This window comes from Glutamicibacter soli (assembly GCF_052322135.1).
Classification (GTDB): Bacteria; Actinomycetota; Actinomycetes; order Actinomycetales; family Micrococcaceae; genus Glutamicibacter; species Glutamicibacter soli.
Map to the genome: position 1 here is coordinate 2,503,446 of NZ_CM125969.1, position 23,594 is coordinate 2,527,039.

Annotated in this window: 22 protein-coding genes and 2 pseudogenes; 8 read left to right on the top strand and 16 right to left on the bottom strand. The window is 64.0% G+C overall.

Translation table 11 applies throughout. From position 1 onward, the window contains the following. Positions 1 to 32: 32 nt before the first annotated feature. The 4 genes and pseudogenes from ACTX90_RS11800 to ACTX90_RS11815 form a co-directional block, all read left to right on the top strand. A pseudogene (locus ACTX90_RS11800) lies at positions 33 to 344 on the top strand (GNAT family N-acetyltransferase); the annotation flags it as partial. 251 nt (positions 345 to 595) lie between these two features. After that, a complete protein-coding gene (locus tag ACTX90_RS11805; RefSeq protein WP_443442127.1) occupies positions 596 to 1,564 on the top strand; it encodes a tocopherol cyclase family protein in 969 nt (322 codons plus the stop codon). Positions 1,565 to 1,688: 124 nt separating this feature from the next. Beyond that, complete coding sequence (locus tag ACTX90_RS11810) at positions 1,689 to 2,309, top strand: hypothetical protein (protein ID WP_146955841.1); 621 nt, start codon at positions 1,689 to 1,691, stop codon at positions 2,307 to 2,309. A gap of 36 nt (positions 2,310 to 2,345) precedes the next feature. Then, complete coding sequence (locus ACTX90_RS11815) at positions 2,346 to 2,816, top strand: heme-binding beta-barrel domain-containing protein (protein ID WP_113606515.1); 471 nt, start codon at positions 2,346 to 2,348, stop codon at positions 2,814 to 2,816. Positions 2,817 to 3,008: 192 nt separating this feature from the next. Here the strand turns inward: ACTX90_RS11815 and ACTX90_RS11820 are convergent, their stop codons facing one another. The 6 genes and pseudogenes from ACTX90_RS11820 to ACTX90_RS11845 form a co-directional block, all read right to left on the bottom strand. Further along, entirely contained in the window at positions 3,009 to 3,257 is a 249-nt protein-coding gene (locus ACTX90_RS11820) for a YtoQ family protein (protein WP_342352840.1), read from the bottom strand. Positions 3,258 to 3,360: 103 nt separating this feature from the next. Next, a pseudogene (locus ACTX90_RS11825) lies at positions 3,361 to 3,450 on the bottom strand (YtoQ family protein); the annotation flags it as partial. Between the two features lie 150 nt (positions 3,451 to 3,600). Continuing rightward, complete coding sequence (locus ACTX90_RS11830; protein ID WP_443442128.1) at positions 3,601 to 4,536, bottom strand: RluA family pseudouridine synthase; 936 nt, start codon at positions 4,534 to 4,536, stop codon at positions 3,601 to 3,603. 419 nt (positions 4,537 to 4,955) lie between these two features. Next, complete coding sequence (locus ACTX90_RS11835; RefSeq protein WP_113606517.1) at positions 4,956 to 5,543, bottom strand: DUF2238 domain-containing protein; 588 nt, start codon at positions 5,541 to 5,543, stop codon at positions 4,956 to 4,958. Further along, complete coding sequence (locus tag ACTX90_RS11840; protein ID WP_424573071.1) at positions 5,536 to 6,501, bottom strand: endonuclease/exonuclease/phosphatase family protein; 966 nt, start codon at positions 6,499 to 6,501, stop codon at positions 5,536 to 5,538. Before ACTX90_RS11840 ends, ACTX90_RS11835 begins: the two co-directional genes overlap by 8 nt. Next, complete coding sequence (locus tag ACTX90_RS11845) at positions 6,404 to 7,246, bottom strand: glycosyltransferase family 2 protein (RefSeq protein ID WP_443442129.1); 843 nt, start codon at positions 7,244 to 7,246, stop codon at positions 6,404 to 6,406. The genes ACTX90_RS11840 and ACTX90_RS11845 overlap by 98 nt, the downstream gene beginning before the upstream one ends. 159 nt (positions 7,247 to 7,405) lie before the next feature. On the opposite strand from ACTX90_RS11845, the gene ACTX90_RS11850 reads away from it, so the two are divergent. Genes ACTX90_RS11850 through ACTX90_RS11860 form a run of 3 tightly spaced genes read left to right on the top strand, consistent with a single transcriptional unit; the run spans position 7,406 to position 9,423 of the window. Next, positions 7,406 to 8,098 carry an MSMEG_4193 family putative phosphomutase gene (locus ACTX90_RS11850; RefSeq protein WP_443442130.1) on the top strand — a complete coding sequence of 231 codons (693 nt, stop codon included), beginning with the start codon at positions 7,406 to 7,408 and terminating at the stop codon, positions 8,096 to 8,098. A 24-nt stretch (positions 8,099 to 8,122) separates the two neighbouring features. Next, positions 8,123 to 8,656: a DUF3090 domain-containing protein gene (locus ACTX90_RS11855; RefSeq protein WP_443442131.1), complete on the top strand. Its 534-nt coding sequence runs from the start codon at positions 8,123 to 8,125 to the stop codon at positions 8,654 to 8,656. Beyond that, positions 8,656 to 9,423 (top strand): SCO1664 family protein, encoded by a 768-nt coding sequence (locus tag ACTX90_RS11860; protein ID WP_120989169.1) that lies wholly within the window; start codon positions 8,656 to 8,658, stop codon positions 9,421 to 9,423. The genes ACTX90_RS11855 and ACTX90_RS11860 overlap by 1 nt, the downstream gene beginning before the upstream one ends. Before the next feature lie 129 nt (positions 9,424 to 9,552). Here ACTX90_RS11860 and ACTX90_RS11865 read toward each other — a convergent pair whose 3' ends face one another. The 3 genes from ACTX90_RS11865 to ACTX90_RS11875 all read right to left on the bottom strand — a co-directional run bounded on the left by ACTX90_RS11865 (position 9,553) and on the right by ACTX90_RS11875 (position 13,959). After that, complete coding sequence (locus ACTX90_RS11865; RefSeq protein ID WP_443442132.1) at positions 9,553 to 12,624, bottom strand: DEAD/DEAH box helicase; 3,072 nt, start codon at positions 12,622 to 12,624, stop codon at positions 9,553 to 9,555. A 274-nt stretch (positions 12,625 to 12,898) separates the two neighbouring features. Further along, positions 12,899 to 13,432 (bottom strand): 2'-5' RNA ligase family protein, encoded by a 534-nt coding sequence (locus tag ACTX90_RS11870; RefSeq protein ID WP_443442133.1) that lies wholly within the window; start codon positions 13,430 to 13,432, stop codon positions 12,899 to 12,901. An 89-nt stretch (positions 13,433 to 13,521) separates the two neighbouring features. Then, positions 13,522 to 13,959 carry a protein-tyrosine phosphatase family protein gene (locus ACTX90_RS11875; protein ID WP_443442134.1) on the bottom strand — a complete coding sequence of 146 codons (438 nt, stop codon included), beginning with the start codon at positions 13,957 to 13,959 and terminating at the stop codon, positions 13,522 to 13,524. A gap of 202 nt (positions 13,960 to 14,161) precedes the next feature. Here ACTX90_RS11875 and ACTX90_RS11880 point away from each other — a divergent pair, with 202 nt between their 5' ends. After that, entirely contained in the window at positions 14,162 to 15,457 is a 1,296-nt protein-coding gene (locus ACTX90_RS11880) for an FAD-dependent oxidoreductase (protein WP_443442135.1), read from the top strand. 104 nt (positions 15,458 to 15,561) lie between these two features. Here the strand turns inward: ACTX90_RS11880 and ACTX90_RS11885 are convergent, their stop codons facing one another. From ACTX90_RS11885 to ACTX90_RS11915, 7 genes are all read right to left on the bottom strand, one after another. Further along, positions 15,562 to 15,975: a hypothetical protein gene (locus tag ACTX90_RS11885; RefSeq protein ID WP_443442136.1), complete on the bottom strand. Its 414-nt coding sequence runs from the start codon at positions 15,973 to 15,975 to the stop codon at positions 15,562 to 15,564. 157 nt (positions 15,976 to 16,132) lie between these two features. After that, positions 16,133 to 16,648 (bottom strand): peptide-methionine (S)-S-oxide reductase, encoded by a 516-nt coding sequence (locus ACTX90_RS11890; protein ID WP_443442137.1) that lies wholly within the window; start codon positions 16,646 to 16,648, stop codon positions 16,133 to 16,135. 300 nt (positions 16,649 to 16,948) lie between these two features. After that, positions 16,949 to 18,967: a DUF262 domain-containing protein gene (locus tag ACTX90_RS11895; RefSeq protein WP_443442138.1), complete on the bottom strand. Its 2,019-nt coding sequence runs from the start codon at positions 18,965 to 18,967 to the stop codon at positions 16,949 to 16,951. 1 nt (position 18,968) lies between these two features. Continuing rightward, a complete protein-coding gene (locus ACTX90_RS11900; protein ID WP_443442139.1) occupies positions 18,969 to 20,291 on the bottom strand; it encodes a DUF262 domain-containing protein in 1,323 nt (440 codons plus the stop codon). 295 nt (positions 20,292 to 20,586) lie between these two features. Beyond that, positions 20,587 to 20,967 (bottom strand): VOC family protein, encoded by a 381-nt coding sequence (locus ACTX90_RS11905; RefSeq protein ID WP_443442140.1) that lies wholly within the window; start codon positions 20,965 to 20,967, stop codon positions 20,587 to 20,589. A 268-nt stretch (positions 20,968 to 21,235) separates the two neighbouring features. Then, on the bottom strand, positions 21,236 to 22,321 hold the full coding sequence (ychF, locus tag ACTX90_RS11910) for a redox-regulated ATPase YchF (RefSeq protein WP_053798493.1): 1,086 nt from the start codon (positions 22,319 to 22,321) through the stop codon (positions 21,236 to 21,238). 69 nt (positions 22,322 to 22,390) lie between these two features. Continuing rightward, positions 22,391 to 23,488, bottom strand: a complete 1,098-nt coding sequence (locus ACTX90_RS11915; protein ID WP_047119610.1) for a 4-hydroxy-3-methylbut-2-enyl diphosphate reductase — start codon at positions 23,486 to 23,488, stop codon at positions 22,391 to 22,393. Positions 23,489 to 23,594 lie beyond the last annotated feature (106 nt).

A 23,594-nucleotide genomic window follows, 5' to 3' on the forward strand; every position in this document is an offset into this window, starting at 1 on the left:
CGCCACGGGAGTCGGCCGGCGAGGATGGGACCATGACGATCACCTACGAATCCGGCCGGCTGCCGGCGCGCGATGAACTGCTGGCCCTGTACGACGCGGTCGGATGGACCTGCTACACGCAGGACCCGCAACGGCTCGAAGCGGCGATCGCCGCATCGCTGTCGGTGGTCGCCGCGCGCGCGGCGGGCCGCCTGGTCGGCCTGGCGCGCATCGTCGGCGACGGACTGACCATCGCCTACCTGCAGGACCTGCTGGTGGCTCCGGAGCACCAGCGCGCCGGGGTTGGCAGCGAGCTGTTCCGCCTGGCGTTCCTTCCCTACGACGAGGTCCGGCAGAAGGTCCTGATCACCGACGACGAACCGCGCCAGCTGGCCTTCTACCGGTCCATGGGCTTCAGCGAAATCCGCGACCTGGAACATCCACCAGGGCGTTCGCCAGGTTCGGCTGACCGCCGGCGGCATGGCCGCGACAGCATTGCGTCGACAGCTGCGATGCGGCTGTGCTGTACTGGGCCATGGGCCTGCTTCGCCGGTACCGCTCCACGGGAGCCGATCCGCTGTTCGGACATCCCCTCCGTGCGCACCACGGTGTCGCGATGGAGGGCTATTTCTGGCGCATCACCGACCCGGACACCGGGCGCGTGGTCATCGCGCTGTGCGGAGCCAACCAGGGGCCCGACGGGCCGTGGGCCACCCTGGGCCTGGCGGCCTGGCCCACCGGATTCCTGCGGACCGCCGCCGTCGACGGGGCCTGGACCGATCCGGACCGGCTGGGCGTCCGGGCCGGCGCTGGCCTGCGGGCCTTCGATGCCACCTGTCAGCGCCTGCACCTCGATCTGGGCCCCGGCGCCGGACTCGACATGGAGATCCGCGATCCGCTGCCCTGGCCGCACCGTGCGCTGGGCGGTTCCAGCGTATTCCAGATGGTGCCGGGCCTGAACCAGTACTGGCACCCGTGGCTGCTGGGCGGCAGGGCCTGCGGCACCGCGGCTCTGGGCGATTCCGTGTGGGAGTTCGAGAATGCGCAGGTGTACGCGGAGAAGAACTGGGGGCGCGAAGGCTTCCCGGACTCCTGGTGGTGGGGCCAGGCCCAGGGCTTCGCGGATCCGCTGGCCTGCGTCGCGTTCGCCGGAGGCCTGGTCACCGCCGGGCCGCTGCGCACCGAGGTCACCGGACTGGTTGTCCGCTTGCCCGATGCCCGGGTCATCCGTCTGGGCAACCCGCTGATCAGCCCGGTGGCCACGCGCACCGGCGACGAGCAGTGGCGGTTGTCCGGCCGCGGCTACGGTTGGCGCATCGATATCGAAGCCTCCGCCCCGCTCGATGCGGCGTTCGTGCTGCCCGTGCCGCTGCCCAGCGAGCACCGCAATGTCCCCGGAGACCTGGAGCATCTGGCCGGTGAGCTGAAAGTGACCGTGCGCCGCCATGGGCTGCTGGTCTGGGAAGGCAGCACCGCGCTGGCCGCGCTGGAACATGGCGGGCTGGCACGGGCCCGGCAGGAACTTCGCCGGCGCGGGCTGGACGATACGCTCCCCTCAGCTCCGCCTGTGCAGCGCGAGCGGTGACTCCCCGCGGGCCGAGGCGCCTGTGCTCGTGACGGTGCACGGAACCCCAGCCGGGGATAGTGCGACCGGGCACCAGGTGCCGTCGTTGGAGAGCCGGCGGCGGACGGCCGGCAGCAGCCGGCCGGTGGCGGATCTGGCAACGCTGATCGGCGCCGACGCGCCAACTCTTCGGCAGCGCCCGCAGCCAACCCAGAATCATCCTGAGCTGAACAACGCCTGCAGCGCACAGGATCGCGACAAAGATCCAATGTGTGCCTCCGTCGGGAAAACGATCGCTGCCGACGAATCCGGCCACGCGTGCGGCTGTTGCGGCAAAGACAAGAAACCCGCTGCTGAGCATGCTGCCCCGCTTGAAGCGATGGCGGGTCAGCGGCCGTGGAAACGAGACGAGAGACCACAGCGCATACAGCCCCACCGGAATCCAGGCCATCCACAGTGCGGATCGATGCTCGGGAAGGTTCCGTCGTCGGCCATCCCGCCTCCGGCGGGGTATTCACCGGTGACAATGCCGATCGTCAAGGCTGAAACCCCCAGAATGAGAAGTGGAAGCAGATCGAAGACGACGGCGAGAAGCACTCCTGTGGAGAGGAACCCGGCCAAAGGTATCCAAGATAGCGCGCGCTGGCCGCGGTTCCTGGCCGGTCTGCATCATGTCCTGCCTTCCAATCTCGATGCTGAAAACCTATCGGACCGGCAAATCCTCGATCTGTTCTGCGGCAACACGCAAAAGATCCTGAGACGGTAATGTGCAAAGTACTAATCATCTGGAGAGGAACCAGCAATGACACTGCACCCTGGTCTGTCGGCAGTCGCCGGTCTCATCGGCACGTGGCGAGGCGAAGGGGCTGGCGAATACCCGACCATCGACCCCTTTGCGTACACCGAAGAAGTGACGTTCTCGGACGTGGGAAAGCCGTTCCTCCACTACATGCAACGCACCTGGTCCCCCGCCGGTGCGCCCATGCACACCGAAACCGGGTACCTGCGCCTTGTCGACGGATCCTCCGTGGAGTTCGTGCTGGCACAGCCCACCGGGCAGGCAGAGCTGGCCGAAGGCCCCCTCGCGGCGACGGCCGACGGATTCACCTGTGAGCTGGCATCACGAGTCTCCAACTCGGCGAGCGCCAAGCAGGTAGATGGCACCGAACGGCGGATCGAACTCGCCGGCGACGTCCTGACCACCCATTTCGCGATGGCGGCGGTTGGCGTGCCCATGACGCACCACTTGAAATCCGTGATGCACCGGGTCTGACAGGGTCCGCCCGGCTTCAGGAGCTGTTGCCGGCTCATGCTTGCGTGGCCAGGTGTCCGCTGTCCCCGGGGAATTCCGCGGGGAGGGCGGGCACTTGGTTTGCGGTGCCCCAGTGATGGCGGGATGCCGCTGCATCGGCGTCATCGCGTGGAAGCTGCCGTGGAAACCGCTGCTTCGGGCCTTCGTGAAGGCCTAAGCCTGCAGCACGTAGCGCAGGGTCTCCACGACCTGGCCGGTGGTCTTGCACCATCCCTGGGCGCCGGCGTCGACCTCCTTGAGCGGGTGCACGATGTCTTCATCGTGCAAGGCCACATAGGGCTTGCCCAGCGCGGCGCAATACCCGGCGTCGAAGGCCGCGTTCCACTGCTTGTACTTGTCTCCGAAGCGCACCACCACGAAGTCGCTCTTCTCGATCAGGGTGCGGGTACGGATGGCGTTGATCTTGGATGACTGATGGTCGCGCCAGAACTAGCTGGAGGTCTCCCCCCAGGTGGTCGCCGGCGGCGTCGCTGGCCGGGTGGTCCGTGACCGGAGCGGTGAAAACGATGTCCAGGCCTGCGGCCTCGGCGCCGCGCTGGATCTCATCACGCCAATCGGTGTGGATCTCTCCCGACAGATAAACAGTGAAACTCATGGCCGACGGCTCCTTCGCTGGGACAGACGGACCCGGTTGGTCCTCGAATCCCTCATCCTATGGGCCGCATCCGCTATTTCCGCTTCGGGGCCACAGCGCTCCTTAACAATCTCAGCGGCCCGGGCGGCGGCTGCCTCGGCCGTGCGCCGGCTACAGTCCCGAGGCCAGCAACTGCCGCCATCGCTGCGGCATGGGCGCGTCGATGGACAGCGTGGACCCGTCGGGCTTGGGAATGGTCATTGTGGCCGCATGCAGGTAGAGCCCGTTGCCGCCCGCTGCTGCGACCTTGCGGTTGAAGGCCTTGCTCCCGTAACGGTCATCCCCCGCGATCGGGTGTCCCGAATGCTGCAGGTGCACCCTGATCTGGTGCTTCCGACCCGTCAGCAACTGGACCTGGAGCAAGCTGGCGTTCCTGCCGATACGGCGCTGCACCTTCACCCGGGTCTCGGCCCGCTGGCCGGACGGCGCCACAACCACCTTGTCCTCTCGGCGTTGCAGCGGCGCATGTATCACGGTGGCCTTGCTGTCCCAGCTGCCGGCGACGACGGCCAGGTAGTGCCGCTCAATCTCCGCTTCCCTGTCGCGCAACAAATCATGCAGGTAACGCAGCATGCTCGGGGTCTTGGCCAGGACCAGCACCCCCGAGGTATCCCGATCCAGCCGGTGGCTCAGTTCAAGCTGCGGCAGCTCGGGGCGCAGCTGGCGGAAGGCCTCGATCACTCCGGCCGCGACGTCGGTGCCCTTGTGCACCGCTACGCCGGCTGGCTTGTCGACAACCAACAGGTCCCTGTCCTCGAACAGCACCGCATTGCCCAGGCTCTTGAGCAATGCGGTAGGAACCTGCGGCGCCCGGGCTTCTGCCGGCGCCGCGTCCAGGACCGGCATCTGGATGGTGTCTCCTTGGGCCAAGCGGTACGTCTGGTCGATCTTGCGTCCGTTGATACGCAACTTGCCGGTACGCAGCAGCTTGAACAGCTGGCCCGCGGGCACGTGCTTGAACTGGGAGCGGAGGTACTTGTCCAATCGTCGGCCAGCGTGCTCGCTGTCCACGACGATCCTCTGGTTCCCTGATCCGCGCGGTGTCATGAGTTGGGGCTGCAAAGCTGTCCCAGGCAAACAATCACTCCATATGCTGGTCCCGTTGGTTCTCGGGGCTCGGCGGTGCCGTTATCGGCGGGTCATTCGCTGGCGGCATCCGAGCGGTTGCGGCCATGCAGCAAGGCTCGAAAAGGCCAACTTTCATGGTACCGCGTTCAACTACGGACATCAGAATCCTCTGGTTCTCGAAGGCCGTGCTGGGTCCGCTGAAGCTGGTGCGCCACCCCGAGGCCCCGGCGACAGTTCCCCGTGTGCGGCCAGGCCCATCCACACCGATGACCGCAGGACCACTGCGTCCCGCCCATGACGCACCATTGGGGCTCGCCGTTGCGGTGAAGTTCACCGCTTCCGCCGTACCGCGCCGCCTGCCGTGGCCATCGCGCTCGGAGGGATAACGGCCACGGGATTCATGCTCTGGTGGCCTCGGGATGCAGCAGCGGGCAGCAAGCCAGCAGTGCTCCCCCGACCACGGAGCCCAAGCCGCCTACGGCCATGTCCGAGAGAGTGTCTTCATACGCGATATAGATCTCGTTGCTGGCGAGTTCGCGGCCTATCCATTCGATCATTTCCCAGAGGGCGCCGGCTGAAAGCCCCAGAGCGGTCACCAGCGTGACACCCATGCGCGGGGAAAATGCCGGCGAACGAGGATCGGGCAACACCTTGGCATGGGTCAACGCCAGATAGAGCATGACGGCAATTGATCCGTTGCCCAGAAAGTGCACGGCCAGATCCCACCACGCTATCCGCACATACAGGTCGAGCACGTTGCTCCACGCGGCGGCCTGCAGGATCACCACGATCGCGGCGTCGGCGATCGGCCGCATTCCAAGGAACCTCGGTGCCACGCATCCGGGCAGCGCGAAGGCCAGGATTGCCGCGTCGGTGGGTCCGTACACCACCGCCGCCACCACGACGCCCAGTGCAGCAAGGCACCTGAGGACATCCGCGCCAACGGCCGCCGGGCCATGGAGCCGGCGCAGGAAGTTCTCAATCATTCCACCGCTCCTGTTCCGGCAGCCGGAGCACCGCCTGCACGGGCAGGTGGTCCGACCCCCATCCCCCGTGGTAGCGCAGACCGTTGACGCCTGCCGCGGTGACCAGGATCCCGGGCGAGACAAGAATCCAATCCAGCTTGCGGCCCTCGGTCCGCGGAACACGATACGACCCCAGCGTCCCCCACGCCGCGCCCAGGGAGCTCCGTGCCCTGCCTGATGCGTCGAGCAGAGCGTAGGTGCGCGACAGCTCTTGCATTTCCGCGGCATCCAGCCCCGCATTAAAATCACCGGTCACCAAAACCGGAACCGGACTCTGCGCGACCAGCTGGCCGATGCAGTGCACGGAGCGTCGTCGCGAGCCCGACGACAAGTGGTCCAGGTGGGTGTTGACCATCTGGACGCAATGTCCAGTGCGCCGATCCCGGAAGCTCGCTTGAACGAGTATCCGCGGCAGGAGGTTTCCCCACGAGATCGAGCCGGGACGGTCGGGCCGCGCCGACAGGGCACGTTGTTCCCAGCAAAGCAGTTCCAGGCGCTGCGCATCGAAGATGATCGGGCAGCGTTCTCCGCGCCCCCGGCGGCTCCGTCCGTAGCCCACCGACCGGTAGGCGGAGCCGAGCGCCGACAGGACGAAGTCCACCTGGGAAGGAAGGGCTTCCTGCAGGCCGAGCAGGCTCGGGCGCTCGGACTGCAGCAGGGACTTGATCCTAGGAGCCCTCACATCCCATCGATCCGCTGTCCGGCCCAGTGCATAACGGGTACGGCGCCTGATGTTCCAACTCATGACATGGATATCCGCCACACCGATCTCCCCGGCGAATGGCCTGCTGGCAGGGCGGGGCCCGGAGCCGCGTCCGCGCTCAGGCGACGCGGGAACCACTGGCGTTCCTCGTGTCCCGAGGGTGATTTCCACGGTCGACGCCGAGCAGCCTTTTCCAGCGTCGGGGCGGGAATTCATCGGGCCAATGCACTAGAACGGTTCGGAAGCCGCGGCGCAGGCGTTTTGCGAAGGCGCGGGCGTCGAAGAATGGGCGCATCGACACCCCCATCATCGACGACTTCACATAGCCGACTTTGTGGTTCGCTCCAAGATGGAAGGCAAGATCCAGATCGTCATGAAGCTCGGGATCCCGGCGATGGGCCGCAGTGCGAATCTGCGCCCAGGCTTCCCGACGCAGCCCCATATTGGATCCGAACAGCGGACGATGGCCCAAGGCAGGTGCCGTGGCCAGCACGTACACCCCCAGGTAGACCGCGGCCAAGGGAGCGCGAAGCGCCCGGGGGCCGTCGGTGAAACGCGCGGGTCCGGTCAAGGCCGCGGTGCCCGGGTTCCGGGCAAATGCGTCCACCATGTCCTCCACCCAGGTCGCCGGAGGCACGCAGTCGGCATCCAGGCGCAGGATAATCTCGCAGCGGGCATGGTCATACCCCGCTGCGCTGGCCGCGGGGATACCGGGCTCTGGACACGCCACCACTGCTGCACCGGCGTCGCGCGCCACCTGCGCGGAATCATCGGTCGACGCGTTGTCCACGACGACGATCTCGTCGGCGGCGCGGGTCTGGGCCTTGAGTGCAGCAAGGCACCGGGCCAGCAGGGGGCCGTCGTTTTTCACGGGAATGACTATCGAGACCGTGGACCGCCCCGCCGGTCTGGCCTGGCGACCCGTGATCTCATAGTCCATATCCTGTGGCACTGTGTTCATGGAGCCTAGGCTATCGTCTCCGCGATCCGGCGCCGCCCAAACTGGATGCCAGCAGAAAAGGCAGACTGCGGCAATCCGGCCGGAAGCCTCGCGCCGACGCGCTGCACGGAAATTCTGTCGAAACCTGGCGTAGCGACGCCGGGATACTAGGCTGAAAGCATGGCAACCGTTATTCTCGTGCGGCACGGCCGCTCCACCGCAAATACCGCCGGCGTGCTGGCGGGCCGCGCCGACGGCGTCAGCCTGGACGAGGTGGGCCGGGAGCAGGCGTCACGGGCCGGAGAGCGGCTGGCCGCCGTCCCCCTGGTCGGGGTGGTCTCCAGCCCGCTGGAGCGCTGCCTGCAGACCGCCCAATTCATCATCGACCGCCAGCCCCAAGCGCCCTTCGCGCCCATGGACTCCGACCTGGTCGAATGCGACTACGGCCAGTGGCAGGGCAGGACGCTCAAGGAGCTGGCCACCGAAGAGCTGTGGAAGGTGGTCCAGTCACAGCCTTCCGCGGCAGCGTTCCCGGGCGGCGAATCCCTGGCGGCCATGCAGGCGCGCGCGGTGGCCGCCATCCGCCGCCGCGATGCTGCCTTCGAATCCGAGCACGGCCCCGGCGCAGTATGGGCGGCCGTCAGCCACGGCGACGTCATCAAATCGATTCTCGCCGACGCGCTGGGCACCCACCTGGACATGTTCCAGCGCCTGAACGTCGGCCCCGCGTCGGTGTCGATCGTGCATTACGGGCCGCACCGTCCCAGCGTTTATGCGATCAACACCGAGGCCGGCGATTTGTCCTGGCTGGCCAAGGCCGCCCCTGCGGGCGACGCCCCGGTCGGCGGAGGCCCTGGACACCAGGCGCCGTGAACGTCTTCGGCCTAGAATATTGACATGTCTACACGTGTTCACGAGTTTTCCTGGCCAGATCGTGTCGTCGTCGGCGTCATCGGCGATCCGGGATCGCGGGCGTTCTACCTGCAGGTGCGCGCCGCCAAGCAGCTGGTGACGCTCGCCCTGGAGAAACAGCAATCGGCGGCGCTCGCCGAGAAAATCGACGAGGTGCTCGACCAGCTCGGCGCGGTCGAGGGCAACCCCTTCAGCGTCCCTGCCGGCACGCCCCTTGAACTGGTCGACAACGACCCGCTCGAACCGGTCGAGGTGCAGTTCCGCATCGGCGCGATCAGCCTGGGCTGGGATGCCACCACTTCGCAGATCGTCATCGAGCTCTATCCGCTGGGCGAAGACGACGACGAAGATGTCCCGGCCGATGCCGACGAGATGCTGCTCGTGCGGGTGCCAGTGGGCACCGCGCGGGCCTTCGCCAAGCGCACCCGCGAAATCGTGGCCGCCGGACGGCCGATGTGCCCGCTGTGCGGGTATCCGATGGACCCCGAGGGGCATGTCTGCACCCCTCCGGAGGACTGATGCCGGCCCCGGATCTCATGGCCGCCGAGCTGACCCTCACCGGCCGCATCACCACGGCGTCCAATGCCACCTTTCTGGGCAGCATCGGAGCCACGGAGGTCGTCTACAAGCCGATCGCCGGCGAAAGCCCGCTCTGGGATTTTCCCGACGGGCTTCTGGCCCACCGGGAGGTCGCAGCATACCTGGTCTCCCGGGCTTTCGGCTGGGATATCGTGCCGCAGACCTGGCTGCGCGAGGGACCGCTCGGCGAGGGCATGGTGCAGCTGTGGAAGGAACCGGATGCCGGGCAGAGTCCCGTGGACCTGGTCCCAGCGGACCAGGCGCCGTACACCGGCTGGAAACACGTCCTCAAGGGCCAGGATGAGAACGGACGCGTCGTCGAGCTCATCCACGAGGACACGCAGGCGCTGCGGCGCATGGCCGTGTTCGACGTGATCGTCAACAATGCCGACCGCAAGGGCAACCACATCCTCGCCATGCCCGATGGCCACCGCTACGGCGTGGACCACGGACTGACCTTCCACCGCGAGCACAAGCTGCGCACGGTGCTGTGGGGATGGCTGGGCCAAGCGCTGAACGACGACGAGCTCGAAGGCCTAGGCAAGGTCGCCGCGGGGCTGTCCGGCGAACTGGGGCGCAGCCTGGCGCAGCTGCTGACCGGCGAAGAAGTCGACGCCTTGGCCGCACGCTGCCAGCGGTTGCAGGCCACCGGGACATTCCCCGGACCCAGCGGCCAGATGCCGGCTGTCCCCTGGCCGCTGTTCTAGGGACTCCGGCCCCGCGTGGTTTCCCGCTTCCGCGGGGCAAAGCCAGCAATCGCGGTGGCTTGCGCTCCCGGCGCCGGCGCGGATCAGCGCGCAGCGTGTCCGTCCGCCTCTCCGGACGCCTGCGCCGTCTCAGAGCTTCCCGTCGAGGTAGAGCTCCAGAAGCACTTCCTGCATTCGCGGAGCGTACTCCAGGGACTCGAAGGTGCTGCCGGTGCGGGTGTCCTGCCGCTGGACGATTTCTGCGCCCAGCAGCTGAGCCAGCACCGTCGGCTGCCATTCGCCGGGCCGACCGGCCAGCACCCCGGCATCACGCAGGCGCTCGTTCATCCGCTGGGCCTTGAGCTGCGTGTCCTCCTCCCTGAGCTGGCCGGCACTGCGCCACCGGTTCAGCAGTGCGGTGGCGGTCAGCGTCCGGGACGGCGGCGGCTCTTGATCGATCTCCGGTGTCGGCGGCGCAGGCGCAGGCTCCGCCATCACCGGTTCTCGCACTTCAAGCGCGGGACCGGCTGTCTGCTCGGGAAGATCCAGCGGGATCCTGTCCGCGTGTCGGCCCATGGCTTCGAAGGCCTGACCGTTGTTCCATCGGTTGGGCGCCGCGAACACCACAAACAGGTCCTTGGCCCGGGAGACCGCCACGTTGAGCAGTTCGTGGTTGGCGTCGATGAATCCTGCCTGGCCGCTGTTCTGGCCGTAGGTTGCGGAGAACAAGACGAGGGGCCGTTCCGCGCCCTGCAGCCGATGCGCGGTGCCGACGGTGATCTTCGAGGCAAGATCCGGCGGGATGCCCAGAAAGTCACCGGCCTGGCGGGCCACCCTGGCGATCTCCCGTTCGATGAGCCGCGCCTGGGCGCTGAAGGGAGTCACCACTCCGATGAGCTCGTCCCCGGCCGGCTTCTTGTTCGGCAAGGGATGCCGGGGGTTGTAGATCTTGGCATAGCGGGCGTAGTTCTCCACGATCCACCGCGCAGTGGCCTTCGCCTCGGCCTCGTTCTGGCGGCTGGACCCTGCCGGCGAGTCGAAGGACCCGGGCACATCATGCCATTGGAACGCCGGCTCCGCGCCCTCAAGCGGGGAATTGTCCGCGCGCCGCCGAGGTACCAGCAGGCCGTCGTAGAGCAGCTCGTTGCAGAACCCGATGATCTGCGGGTGGCAGCGGAAGTGCTCGCTGAGGAACAGGCCCGGGTGCCCGTCGCCGTATTCCCACTTGGACGCATGGCTGGCGGCTTTCATCAAGCTGGACGGGGCGGAGCAGGTCAGCCCGCGCTCTCGCAGATCACCCCACCATCCGGCGGTATCGATGCCAGCCGATGCGGCGGCCTCCTCGTCGCTGAGTTCGTCGATGTTCCACACCGGCGAGATCTGCTTGCTGTCTCCCACGACGACCGCCCGCTGGGCCAAGGCCAGGGCCGCCAGCCCCAGCGGCGTATCCACCTGTCCGGCTTCGTCGATGATCAGCAGATCGGCGCGCTCCAGGTCGAAGCGATACGGTTCGCCGGGCTTGATGTAGAGCTTGAAGTACTTCGGCATCTGGTAGAGCGTCATCACGAAACACGGGGTCAACGCCGCGGCCTGGCGCCAATAGCTGTCCATGACGCGCCGCGTGTTCTTCTTGCGGTCCTCCGCATCCAGCAGGTCCTCGGCCAGCAGCCACTGCGCCTCGAAGTAGTGGACCGCCAGCCAGAACTGGGCGTAGCGCAGCGTGAGGTCAAGCTTCTCGTCCAGTTCCTGCAAGTTCTGCGATGCCTTCACCTCGTCGATTCCCTCGATGAGTCGGCCGAATCGGGAAGATTCAATACCCTCGCACACTCGCTGGAATTCTTCCGAGGGGCCTTGGGACGCCATGACCTGCAGTAAGCGGATCCGTTCGTAGTCCAATTCCGACAGTGCATCGTGGATCCAGTCGCACAGCCCTGCGATGTCGTTCGGTGCACCGAAGTACCTCTGCGCGCTGTAGACGAAGTGGTCCCTTGCTCCGGCCCGGTAGACCTCGCCGCTGTAGGCGGCATAGGTTTCGCCCTTGTTGAGCTGCTCGACCAGGTACTGCCCTTTCGCCTCCTTGAGTTTTCCCGCGGCCGGGCAGTACACGGCCAGCGAACCCAGCGTGCTCCCGGCGAGCGCCAGGCCATCCTGCTCCTGCGGCAGCCAGCGGTAGTCCAGGATTCCCGGTTTGTCCTTTGCCACCGAGGCAAAGGACTTGATGATATTCGTGACTGCCTGGTTGTTCGTCGATGCACCCACGATTACCGGAGGCGCGGCCTTCTCCAGCGCACGGCGGGTGATCATGTTGGCGACGATGGCCTGCAGCATCGTGGTCTTGCCGGTTCCCGGCGGACCGCTGATGGCGGTGACGTCGCCGCGGCCCGAGCCGAGGAACGCGTGGACGGCGCGGCGCTGCGAATCGGTCAGCGGGTTGTCGTTGTCCATCGATCCGCAGGATTCCTTGGCACTGCGGTAGAGCCCGCCGGCTTCATGGATTGCCAGCTCGGAGCGGCGTTCGCCCTCCCATCCGGTGGCCGCGCTGTGCAGCAACGGCGGAAGGGGTTCATGGACCGACAGGAAGTCGTAGAGGTCCAGCAGGGGCTTCAGGGCAGTGAAGCGCTCATGTTCTTGGATGTAGCAGTACTCGGTGTCGACGACGAGTCCCTCGGCTTGCAGCTGCAGGGCGAAGTGTTCCGGTGCCGAGCCTGAAACCTTGGTGAACAGCTTGTCAGCCATGCCGACGGCATCGGCCAACGATTCGACCTGGGAGATGGCGGCGTTGGCTTCGGTGCGCAGGTAGTGCCAGAACTTTTCTTGCGGGCCCGCCATGACTTCCAGCCCCTCGCTGGTAGCCGATACCAGCCGGTCCGCGGGGATCCACGGCGAGGTGCCTTGGTCGAATTGCGGCAGCAAGCGGCCATCTCGATGCAGCTGGGCTGCAAGCAGCAGCAGTCCGCTGTGCCCGGATTCCTCGTACTCGGTGGAGAGCAGCGAGATCACCACCGGCAGAGGCTTGTCCTGGTCGGTCGACCCGTAGCGCCCCGAATTCCTGTCGTGGGATTCGAAGAGCGTGAGCGCTTCGTGGGGTGCGATGGTGCCGGTGAGCAGCTCGCTCCGGGGTACGGCGATGAAGGTGGAGGATTTCTCGAAGACCACCGATTCCAGCTGGCCGCGCCTGAGCACGCGAGAGAAATAGTCGGCGGTTGTTCGGGGATCTTGCACGACGGCTCCCTGCGGTTCGTGGCAAGGCCAACCCCATCAAAAGCTGGTGCGGATGAGTCGCAGTCCCCACCGATTCAGCAGGCCGGCCGGCGCAGCCATCCGGTTCCAGCTTCTGATGAGGCAAATACCTTCACCTCAGCGGACTTTTTCACAGACTAGCAGTCGCCGGGCGGAATCCACCGGTCATCGGGCACGTCAATCCACGGCAGCGTCCACCATGTCCGTGAGGGTCGTGATTGTGTTGTCCGTGTGTTCGACGTCTGGCGAGGCTTCGTCAGGCAGGACTGCGCCGTGCCTCCATGCCTGCCTCGGCGAGCAGCACGCTCTCCTGGCTCTGCGGCCGGAAGTACTCTGCACGGATTGCGGTGAACTCTTTCAGATGCGGGGAAACCAGCTCGTCCATGGCGCGCAGGTAGTCCGGCACGATGTCCCGCGGCAGCCGCAAACCCATGGTCAGGTGCGGCGTCCAGCGCGGCCCCCGGCCAGCGGGGTTCACCGCGCTGATGCTGCGCGCGGCGATCTCCAACTCGTCGCTGGCCTCCAGCAGCCAGGCCACGGTCTGCTTGCGTTTAGTCCCGAACACCACGGTGCCCACCCGCGCGAGCGTGGAAGGAATCACCGCAGGCAGGAGTTCGGCCGCGCAGGCGACGACCTGAGGCTCCATGGCCGGGGCGAAGGTGACGGTGATGTGCGGCGTCTGCTGTTGCCGGGGAAAACCCCGCTGTTCCAGCCGCGCGAAAACATCCCGGATCGACTGCTCTTCCGCCTCGGGAAGGCGCAACAGGATGTTCTCCGGCGACCGGCTCATCAAGTACCTCCCCCGCGCGTATGGCATGTTTTGGAACCCAACTTACCAAGCCAGACAGTCATCCGGCGATCGCCGCGGTGGAGTTCCTGTCACCCTCGCAGTGACTCGGCCACTTCCAAAACCCAGCGCTCCTGTGCAGGTGTTTCAACAGCCCGGCGAAGGTAGTGCTCTCGCACCCAGGCCACAGCATCATCCGCCGGGATCCCGCTCATCACCGCCAGTACCGACAGGGCTGCCCCGGTACGGCCGAAGCCTGCACCGCAGGCGATTTCCACCCGCTGCGTTGCAGAGCGTTCACGGGCCTCGAGCAGGGCCGCCACCACCTCATCGGTGGAATCCGGCAGCCGGAAATCCCGCCAGCGCACCCAGCGGTGCTCGATTCCACGCGCCGGAGGCCGACGCCCGGTGAGGTACACGCCGAAGTCCGCGGCAGGCGACGGTCGCCGCAACGAGCGCAGCCCGCGTCCCCTGAACCGCAATCCATCGGGGAATTCAACGATGCCCCGGCCCGGTTCCCACTGTGCCATGTATCTGCCTCCCGCTTCGTCGTGCAGCGCCAAGAAGCCAGCTCCCGCGCCTATTCGCCATGGCTCAACATTGGCCTGCCCCTGCGTCGAGCACAAGCACCCGCCATTCACTGGGCGCCATCGGTGCAGCGCCCTTGCCCACCACCCGTGCCAAAGACTAGCGTGGCCAGCAAGGCTTCACCCGGTGACCAGGGAGCAAAAGATGCAGCAACTACCCCGACGAAATACCACCTGCGTCATCGCCGGCGGTGGACCGGCCGGCATCGTGCTGGGGCTGCTGCTGGCCCGAGCGGGGATCGACGTCACCGTGCTGGAAAAACATGCCGATTTCCTGCGCGATTTCCGCGGGGACACCGTACACCCAACGACGTTGGGGCTGCTCGACGATCTGGGGATTTTCGGACGGTTCGAGCAGCTTCCGCAGTCCAAGGTCCGACGCGTCCAGTTCCCCGGTGCCGATGGGAAAGAGATCACGGTGGCCGATTTCGGGCGCCTTCGGCTTCGCCACCGGTATGTGGCAATGGTGCCGCAATGGGACCTTCTCAGCTTGCTGGCCGACACGGCGCGGGCCGAATCCTGTTTCACACTGCTCACCGAGCACGAGGTCACCGGCGTATTGCGCGAGAACGGCAGGGTCGTCGGGCTGTCCTACCGCTGCCCTGATGGCGTGGGCGAGGTAGCCGCGGACTTGACGGTGGCTTGCGACGGGCGCTGGTCGACGGTGCGCCGGGATCTGGCGCTGGAGGCCAAAGAATTCCCGGTCGGGTTCGATGTGTGGTGGTACCGGCTGCCTACCGACAAACGGGTCGGCGAGTCGCTGTTGCCAAGAATCCACGAGGGACAAGTAGCCATCGGCATCCCCCGTCGCGGTTATCTGCAGGTGGCGCAGCTGGCTCGCAAAGGAGAAGATGCGTTGCTTCGCGCCCGCGGCATTGAAGCCTTCAGGGACGCGGCGGCCCGGATCTTCCCGGAGCTGGCTGAGGACGTCGGGCGGCTCGACTCAATGGACGCGGTCAAGCACCTGGATGTCCGAGTGGACCGGCTACGTACCTGGCATGCTCCCGGTGCCCTCTGCCTGGGCGACGCCGCGCATGCCATGTCGCCGGTTGGCGGTGTAGGTATCAACTTGGCCATCCAAGACGCGGTGGCCGCCGCCCGGATACTTGCCAGGCCTCTGGGTGCCGGAGGCTTCCAGGACGGCAGCGCCGACAGGTTCCTGGCAAAGGTGCAACGGCGCCGCAACAGGCCGGCGGCAATCATCCAGGCAGTGCAGCGAATCATGCATGCGGCCGCGATCATGCCAGCACTCCGCGGCGGATTAAACAGAACGCCGAGGTGGCTTGGAACCATGTTCGCCAAGATGCCTTTCCTAAGCACCTTGCCGGCGCTGGTCATTGGCATCGGGCCTCGTCCGGAAAAGGCGCCTTCCTGGGCCCGCCGTTTCGTCCCGCCATCCCGAAGCCAGGCAACACACCCACGCCCGGATGTTGATACATGATCCAAATTCGATTAATTCGTTGTTCGTGAGAAACCGCGGTCATCGAAACGCTCTGGAATTCGCCGTTGAAGCTGAACACCATCAGTGTCCAGAATGGATGATCCTTACGATGAGAGTGGCAGCTCGTCCTCATTGTCGTGCGAAATGATCATGCCTTCGTGCGTGACCGTCGCCCCGAGCGTCTTGCCACGCTGGTCGAGGAAAACAACATCGACATCCGCCAGCTCCGTCCACTGTTTTTCGCTTGCACCTTCGGGGAAGAAACAACCTAGGCTTTCGATCGCGCGAATGATGTCCCGGTCGTACCGGTAGCTACGCTTGACTGCGTTCGGGCGATCCCGCCCATAGTAGCCATTGCCAAGACCAACACCGATTGTTCTCACCGAATCGAGATGCGCCAATAATTCAAGTAGCGGATGTCCTTTGTCTCCATTATTGAAAACGAACTCGATGCGAGCGGTCTTTGGCCGCATCGACTGCATCCATGCAGATTGCTCGGCAAACGAAAGAGTGGCCATCACCCCAACCTAGCAGAAGGAGAGTTGGATCCAACCACAACGCACCATGCCCGCCCCGTTGCTCGAAGCAGGCCGGTTAGAAGCTAAAGCGTAACTTGACGAGGCGCTGAAGAGAACTTCAGCCAAGTCTGGGCATACGCCATTGTCCTGCTGATCATCATGGGCGCGCAGCTAGATCAACATCAGCCAAATACTTAGTCAACTGTGCCGCGGGAAGATGACAGGAATCCTCGGGGAATCGTGCGAGCCGATCCTGATGTTCCTCGGCGCTTCGCACATAGTTGGCCAGTGGCAGCACCTCGACGGCAATTCGGCGGGCGTCGTCTCTCGCCGCAATGAAAGCACGAGCCTCTTCGAGATGGGCCGGATCGTTGGAGTAAACACCCGACCGGTACTTTTGACCCACATCTGGTCCCTGCCTGTTGACGCTGTAGGGGTCGATGATTTCAAAAAGGTAGGCCATTAGCTGCTCGACGCCGACTACCGTCGGATCGAACCGTGTACGTACACATTCCGCATATCCATTGTAGGCTCCGTCGATACGCTGGCTGGTTCCGTTGGCCCTTCCAGCCTCGGTGAACGTCACCCCGGGCAGCGTCCCGATGAAGGCCTGCACGCCCCAAAGGCAGCCGCCTGCCAAATAGATCTCTTCAACCACCTGTTCTGCATCCATAGTGCCGATCCTACTGCCACCTGTCCGGCGCTCGTTCTGAGATGAAAGGAATAACCCGAATATAACAACTGTCCCGGTTCCAGATGAGATTGCCGATGCATGCGGGATCGACACTGAAACATGCCTTGCGAGGCAAAGCTCAGTACAACTGGACCGTGAAGAAGAACTCCTTCGTGTTCCGCAGCCTGATACCTGTCACACCACCGCTCTGTATCATCCCGACGCATCGCCTCATACTATGGCTCGCTCAAAACCGTCGACCGGCCGGACAGGGTGCTCAGCGGCCTGAGGTAGTCAAGCTCATCCTGCTGCAAGCGCCCGGCGCAGCAGCTTCATCATCTCCTCATGGTGAGTTTTTACATCCGCGTCGTTCCAGCTTCCTGTTTCCGCCCGTCTTGCCATCAATTCAAGCTTCAGGCTCTGCCTGCGAGCGGCAAGATTATTAGCTTTCTGCGCAGGTAGGTAGTTGCTGAACTTCGAGTTGGTGCTCACCGTGACTAATGCCAGGTTTCCGAGCCAGTCGAGAAGGTTCCGATTATCCATGCGGTATGCAAAGGAGCAATTCTCGGTATCCTCGGTTCTCGGGGAAAAATGCTCCACAGAGGTGCGATAACTGAAAGTGAAGTCCCATTGATTCAGCTCCTCCACCAGCAGGTAGTCCAAGTATGTGAACACGATGCGCGGGATGGCGAATCCGAGCGGCATCCCATCTTGGCTGGTCTCGGCATTGTCCGAGGACATCGCCTGGCGCAGGTTCGCGTGTGCGTGGGACTCCAGACCACGGAGGAATCCCTGACCCGTGATCGGCTCGTTCCGGTCGGCAAGATCGTTGACGTAGCGCAGTGCATCAGTGATCCAGTGCATCGTGCGCGGGGAGGTGTAAGTGATCCGCAGCGCGGACTGTAGTAGCAGAATCCGCCTGTGCATGCTTCTTGTGCTGGCCCCGGATTCGCCCTCTGCAAAGGTCGAGAGGTACCGAGGGGTGTCCTGCAAGCTCTTACCCCGACGAGACGATCCTCGTGCGAGCCGGTACAGCGACCAACTGCCAGGTTCCTCGTCTGTGGTGGATTCGTGCCCACTGGTCAGAGTGGCATCGCGCTTGAGTATGTACTGGTCAAAAAGAAAGCGTATGCGTAGCAAGTCCGTGGTGAACTGGCGCACCCACGCAATTCGTTCCGGCTGTGGCAGTGAATCGATGCGCGTTGCGAAACGCTGGACTAGAAGTTTGTCGTCGAGCTGGCGATCATCAACCCGCGAGGAATCGTGGATTCCTCCCTTCACTGCCAGAACATGCAAGAGCAACGTCGGAAAGGTGATCTGCGAAGTGAATCTCTCAGCTCCGTCAGCATCTTCCGACTCGGTCGCGTCTGTGGGCTGGGAATAGACAGTGAGCGCCTCATCAAGTGTCAGCGCAGCGGACTCGGTCGTGGTCGGAGAAGCGTCGTCGACGGCCGGCGCGTCCGCCTCCGGGCTGCTTCCTGTGAGCTGTTTGCGCAAGCGTGAGAAATCTGCCGTCGGGATCTGGCCCCAGTCCGGGCCGAAGACTTCTGCACGTTGGGATGTGCTTTGCGCAGTAAGGCTCATCGCCACATAATGGTCCATGTCGGAGCACGCCGTCCAAACGCGGTTCAGCAATGCACGATCGAGAGGGTCCTTCAGGTAACGGAGAAGTCGAGCCTTGACGATATCCACGGGACTGAGCTGCGCACCGCGCGTATTCATGATTTCGAAGTACCGATTCAGGTCGGTGCTGCGGTCAATCGACATACGGACGATGAGGACCCTAGTGAGCAGATAGTCGATTACACGGGGATCCTGTAGACGGTCACCAATAGGACCGCCTACCAACAGCTGTTCAATGATCCCCGACGCACGAAGGATGCCGATGTCCTCGCGGGTATTCTCATCACCAGCGGTCTCATCGCTCATATCCAAGATGCCGTGCAGAGCGCGGGTAGCCTTCTCCCGAGCTTCGTAAGTAAGCGGTTGGATCGGGCCGATGAGTTCTTTCAGCCCTGGCCGGGACGAGAGTTTGAGAAGCAGGATGTACAAGGTGGTCAGGCGCTGTTGTCCATCGATCACGCTAAGCGCCTCATCGGCCCGGTGTGCGCTGGCGACCACCAGGTTGCCGAGGAAGTATTCCTTGGATTCCTCTTTTTCAGCTTCGTCGAGGATGTCGTGGATCAAGCGGTGTATCTGTTCCTCGCCCCATGTGTAATTGCGCTGATAGAGGGGGATCGAATAGCTGGGGGAACCCGGTTTGAACAGTTGTCCGACGGAGATAGCTTGGACATCGTTGTGGGCAATGGTCTGAGTCATTTCAGAGAGACTCCTTCAACAGGGTCAGTAGCCGCGCATCGTCGGGATTGTCAGTTTTCGATGTTTCGGGAGCACTCATGTTCTCCAACCCGAGCTCACTCGGGTCAAGGGTGTCACGAATGACGGAAAACAGGTTCACCTTGTTCAGGTCTTCCATATTGGTGCTGCGCCCTAGTGCATAGTTGTTCGCGGTATTCCAGCCCAGTCTCTCGTACGCCAACCGCACAGAGTATGCCCACCGGAAGAGGTGCCTTCGCACCCGAGGCGTGTCATCATCGGAGTATTTGTTCGTATAGTACAGCGCCGCAGCGATGTACAGCTCCCGGCAGTACCTGAACCGTGCCCCGTCATGGAAAACGGCAAGATCCTTGCTCGTGAGGCCTGCGGTGTCTGCATCGGAGAAAAGTTTCTTGTCGAGCCGCTCATATTCTTCGAGCATGAACGAAACGTAGTCGAAGAAGGACTTCCCTGCAGAGACCGGAGCATCAAGCTGATGCTGTGCGCGCTTGAGATTTCTGCGTGTCACCGGATCTGTGTCAGAATAGGCCCACTCCTGCAAACCGGGCAGTATGGCCTTGGCAGCACGATGGTACTCCGCCCCCGGCAAGCTCCGTGTGGACTTTCGAGCACCTTTGAAGATCTCAAGGTCGTCGTTGGTAAAATCTTGAGCTGGCCTGTTGCGGCTCCACCAATGAATTCGAGCCAAGTAGGTGCCGAAGAGCCGGTCCAGGTCATTCTCGTCAGCTTCTTCCCATTGCTCGACGATCGCGCGCTGCTCGCTTGCGCTGGCATCAGCCATCTCGCGCAGGTGGAAAGCCTTGAGCAGGTCATGGGGCCGCAGTGACTTACCTCGGAAGTTCTGTGAGTCGAAGAACTGGAAGGACTCGTCTTCGTCGTCGGTAACGATTTTCAACACACTGGCCTTGGTGTCGAGAAAATCCCGGTAACTCTCGAGACGCCCGGGAAAGCGTTCGAGGTCAGAGACCCGTCGAGACAGTTCCCGATGGACTTGATGGATCGGGGTGCTCCCTGATTGGAGATGCGGGATCCTCTGGCCGCGAAGAAGCGCCCTCAGCAGATGAAGAGTCAGGATTCGTTGCTGCCCATCGACTACTTCGAAGTGCGACTCCTGCGGGCGCTTCAAGAGAATGACTGTACCCAAAATGTACGAATGCTCAGGTCTGCTGTCGAGCGCTTCTCCTACATCCGTAAATAGCTGTGCTGCGATGCGTGGGGTCCAGGAGTATGGGCGCTGAAAATCTGGAATTCTCAGATCTGGTGCTTGAGTTCCGAGCAGTTCCTCGACGGATGCAAACTGAAGCATCTCTCTATTAATCGCCATAATGTCGACTGTAGATGGTTTGCAGGATGTTAACCCACTTGATGAATACTCGGTGTATTGAGGGCCTCGAAAATTGAGATCCAAGTCCACCAGCCTCCGCCAGCGGTGGACCCATGTCTAGCCGTGAGGTGAGGGTTTGACGGCTTGGCTTACGTCAGGCAAGGTATGGAAATGGCACTACGAAGGAGTCGAATCTACTGTGCGACCACAAAGATGTGCGCAAGGACGGTCCCACCATTTCAGCGGGACGCCTCGCTTCTCATTCCGTTCGAGGCGTTTACTGCGTCGCGATCCACCAAATGGTGCCTGAAGCGTCCTTCACCCCGCCGCGCAGATCGTCGCCCTCGTTTTTGCGGGCAGGAATTTGAACTACGGTCGTTCCCGCCTCAATGGCCCGCGCGAAGGCGGATTGGGCGTCCTTCACATACAGATGCACATGCGCAGGGGCCGAGACTGCCTCGGTCGCACCGCCGCCAATCATCACAACGCTGTCATCGATCCTGACCTCGGCATGCTTCAACGACCCGTCAGGTCGGTCGAATCGGCGCAGCAGGATCCCGTCGAAGGCCGCCTCAAGGAACATGATCACTTCTTCCGCATTGCGGCAGATCAAATAGGGGCTGACCGACGGATACGAATCAGGCTTCCAATCGTGCATGCGGTCAGGCTATGGCAAAAACTCTTCGGTGTCAGCCCCGATGGCACATTCCATGCTGCTGCCTGCGGCCAAAGTCGGCACCGGCTTCGCCGCCGTGCTCTTCTGGAACATTCTCGGTAGACGGCAGGCCCGTGGCCATCGACTGTGTTGGAGACCCCGCCTCCAGCTGATGACATTCACGCGCACCGGGCGAGGGGTGCACAGCATAAGCAAAGACCCCACCGATCGCTATGATCAGCAGGGTCTTCTCGCATGGTCTGAGCGGCGACTAGACGTTGAAGCGGAACTCCACGACGTCGCCGTCCTGCATGATGTAGTCCTTGCCTTCGATGCGGGCCTTGCCGGCGGCCTTCGCATTGGCTACCGACCCGGCGGCGACCAGGTCGTCGAAGCCGATGACCTCGGCCTTGATGAAGCCGCGCTGGAAGTCGGTGTGGATCACGCCGGCCGCCTCAGGCGCGGTGGCGCCCTTGCGGACGGTCCACGCGCGGGTTTCCTTCGGACCGGCGGTCAGGTATGTCTGCAGGCCCAGGGTGTCGAAGCCGACGCGGGCCAGCTTGCCCAGACCGGACTCGACGATGCCGGCGTCTTCCATCATTTCTTCAGCTTCGTCTTCTTCCAGTTCGGCCAGCTCGGCCTCGAACTGGGCGTCCAGGAAGATCGCCTCGGCCGGAGCCACGAGCGCGGAGAGCTTTTCCTGCATCTCGGTGTCGGCCAGACCTGCCTCATCGGTGTTGAACACGTAGATGAACGGCTTGGTGGTCATCAGCTGCATCGGCGCGAGCTCGACGAGGTCCACGCCGTCGGTCTTGCTGGCCGAGTAGAGGGTGCGGCCCTCTTCCAGGATCTTCTGCGCTGCCAGCACTGCGTCCAGGAAGGACTTCTCGATCTTCTTGCTGCGCAGCTCCTTCTCAAGGCGCGGCAGCTGGTTCTCGATGGTCTGCAGGTCGGCCAGGATCAGCTCGGTGGCGATGGTCTCGATGTCCGAAGCCGGGTCCACCTTGCCGTTCACGTGGATCACGTCGTCGTTCACGAACGCGCGGGTGACCTGGCAGATCGCGTCGGCCTCGCGGATGGTGGCGAGGAACTTGTTGCCCAGGCCTTCGCCTTCCGAGGCGCCTTTCACGATGCCGGCGATGTCCACGAAGGACACGGTGGCCGGCAGGATGCGCTCCGAGTTGAAGATCCCGGAGAGGACCTTCAGGCGCGAGTCAGGCAGCGGCACGACACCCACGTTGGGTTCGATGGTCGCGAACGGGTAGTTGGCTGCCAGCACCTGGGCACGGGTCAGCGCGTTGAACATGGTGGACTTGCCGACGTTGGGCAGTCCGACGATTCCGATAGTAAGAGCCACGGGAGGAAATTCTACCTTTTACTCGTATTGTGCGCCCAGTTCTGTGCGGGCGCGTGAAATTTGCGGGGGCTAGCGGGACTCGGGACGGTGGCCGCGCCCGCCCAGGGCGCGCTCCTCGTCGCCGGATTCCTTCAGCTTGCTGCGGATCTCCTTGGGCAGCGAGAAGATGATGTCCTCTTCAGCCGTGGTGACCTCGGCGACGTCGTTGAAGCCGTACTCGGCCAGCAGCGAGACGACCTCACGCACCAGCACCTCGGGCACCGAGGCGCCGGAGGTGACGCCCACGGTGGAGACGCCTTCGAACCAGGTCTCGTCGACCTCGTTGGCGAAGTCCACGCGGTAGGCGGCCTTGGCGCCGTGATCCAGTGCGACCTCGACCAGGCGCACCGAGTTGGAGGAGTTCGCCGAACCCACGACGATCACCAGGTCCGCCTGCGGGGCGATGTTCTTGATGGCCGCCTGGCGGTTGGTGGTCGCGTAGCAGATGTCGTCGCTGGGCGGATCCTGCAGGTTCGGGAAGCGCTTGCGCAGACGGCGCACGATCTCCATGGTCTCGTCCACGCTCAGGGTGGTCTGCGAGAGCCAGATCAGCTTGTCAGGGTCCTTGACCTGGACGGTGTCGGCTTCCTCCGGGTTGTTCACGATGGTCGTGACCTCGGGGGCCTCGCCGTAGGTGCCTTCGACCTCCTCATGGCCTTCGTGGCCGATGAGCAGGATCTCGTAGTCGTTCTTGGCGAAGCGCACTGCCTCGCGGTGCACCTTGGTCACCAGCGGGCAGGTGGCGTCGATGGTCTGCAGGCCGCGCTCCGCGGCCGACTGCACCACTGCCGGGGAGACGCCGTGGGCGGAGAACACCACCAGCGCGCCCTCGGGCACCTCGTCGTTCTCCTCCACGAAGATCGCCCCGCGGGATTCCAGCTCGGAGACCACGTGGACGTTGTGCACGATCTGCTTGCGCACGTATACCGGCGGGCCGTAGTGCTCCAGCGCCTTCTCCACCGCCACCACCGCGCGGTCCACGCCGGCGCAGTATCCGCGCGGAGCGGCCAACAGCACCTTGCGCTCGGTCACCAGCGGGGACGCCGCCAGGATCTCCTGAGGAGAACGGCGGGTGCGCGGAATACGGGGAACCGGCAGGGATACCGGGACAGAAGTGGAAGTAGCCATGCCTCTAGTCTACGAAGTCGGCGCAAGTTAGCGCATGCTCATATGAGCCGAACCACCCTGCCGGGGCTGTGAGTTCCGCCTCTGCCTGCGATACTGCGGTGTCTGC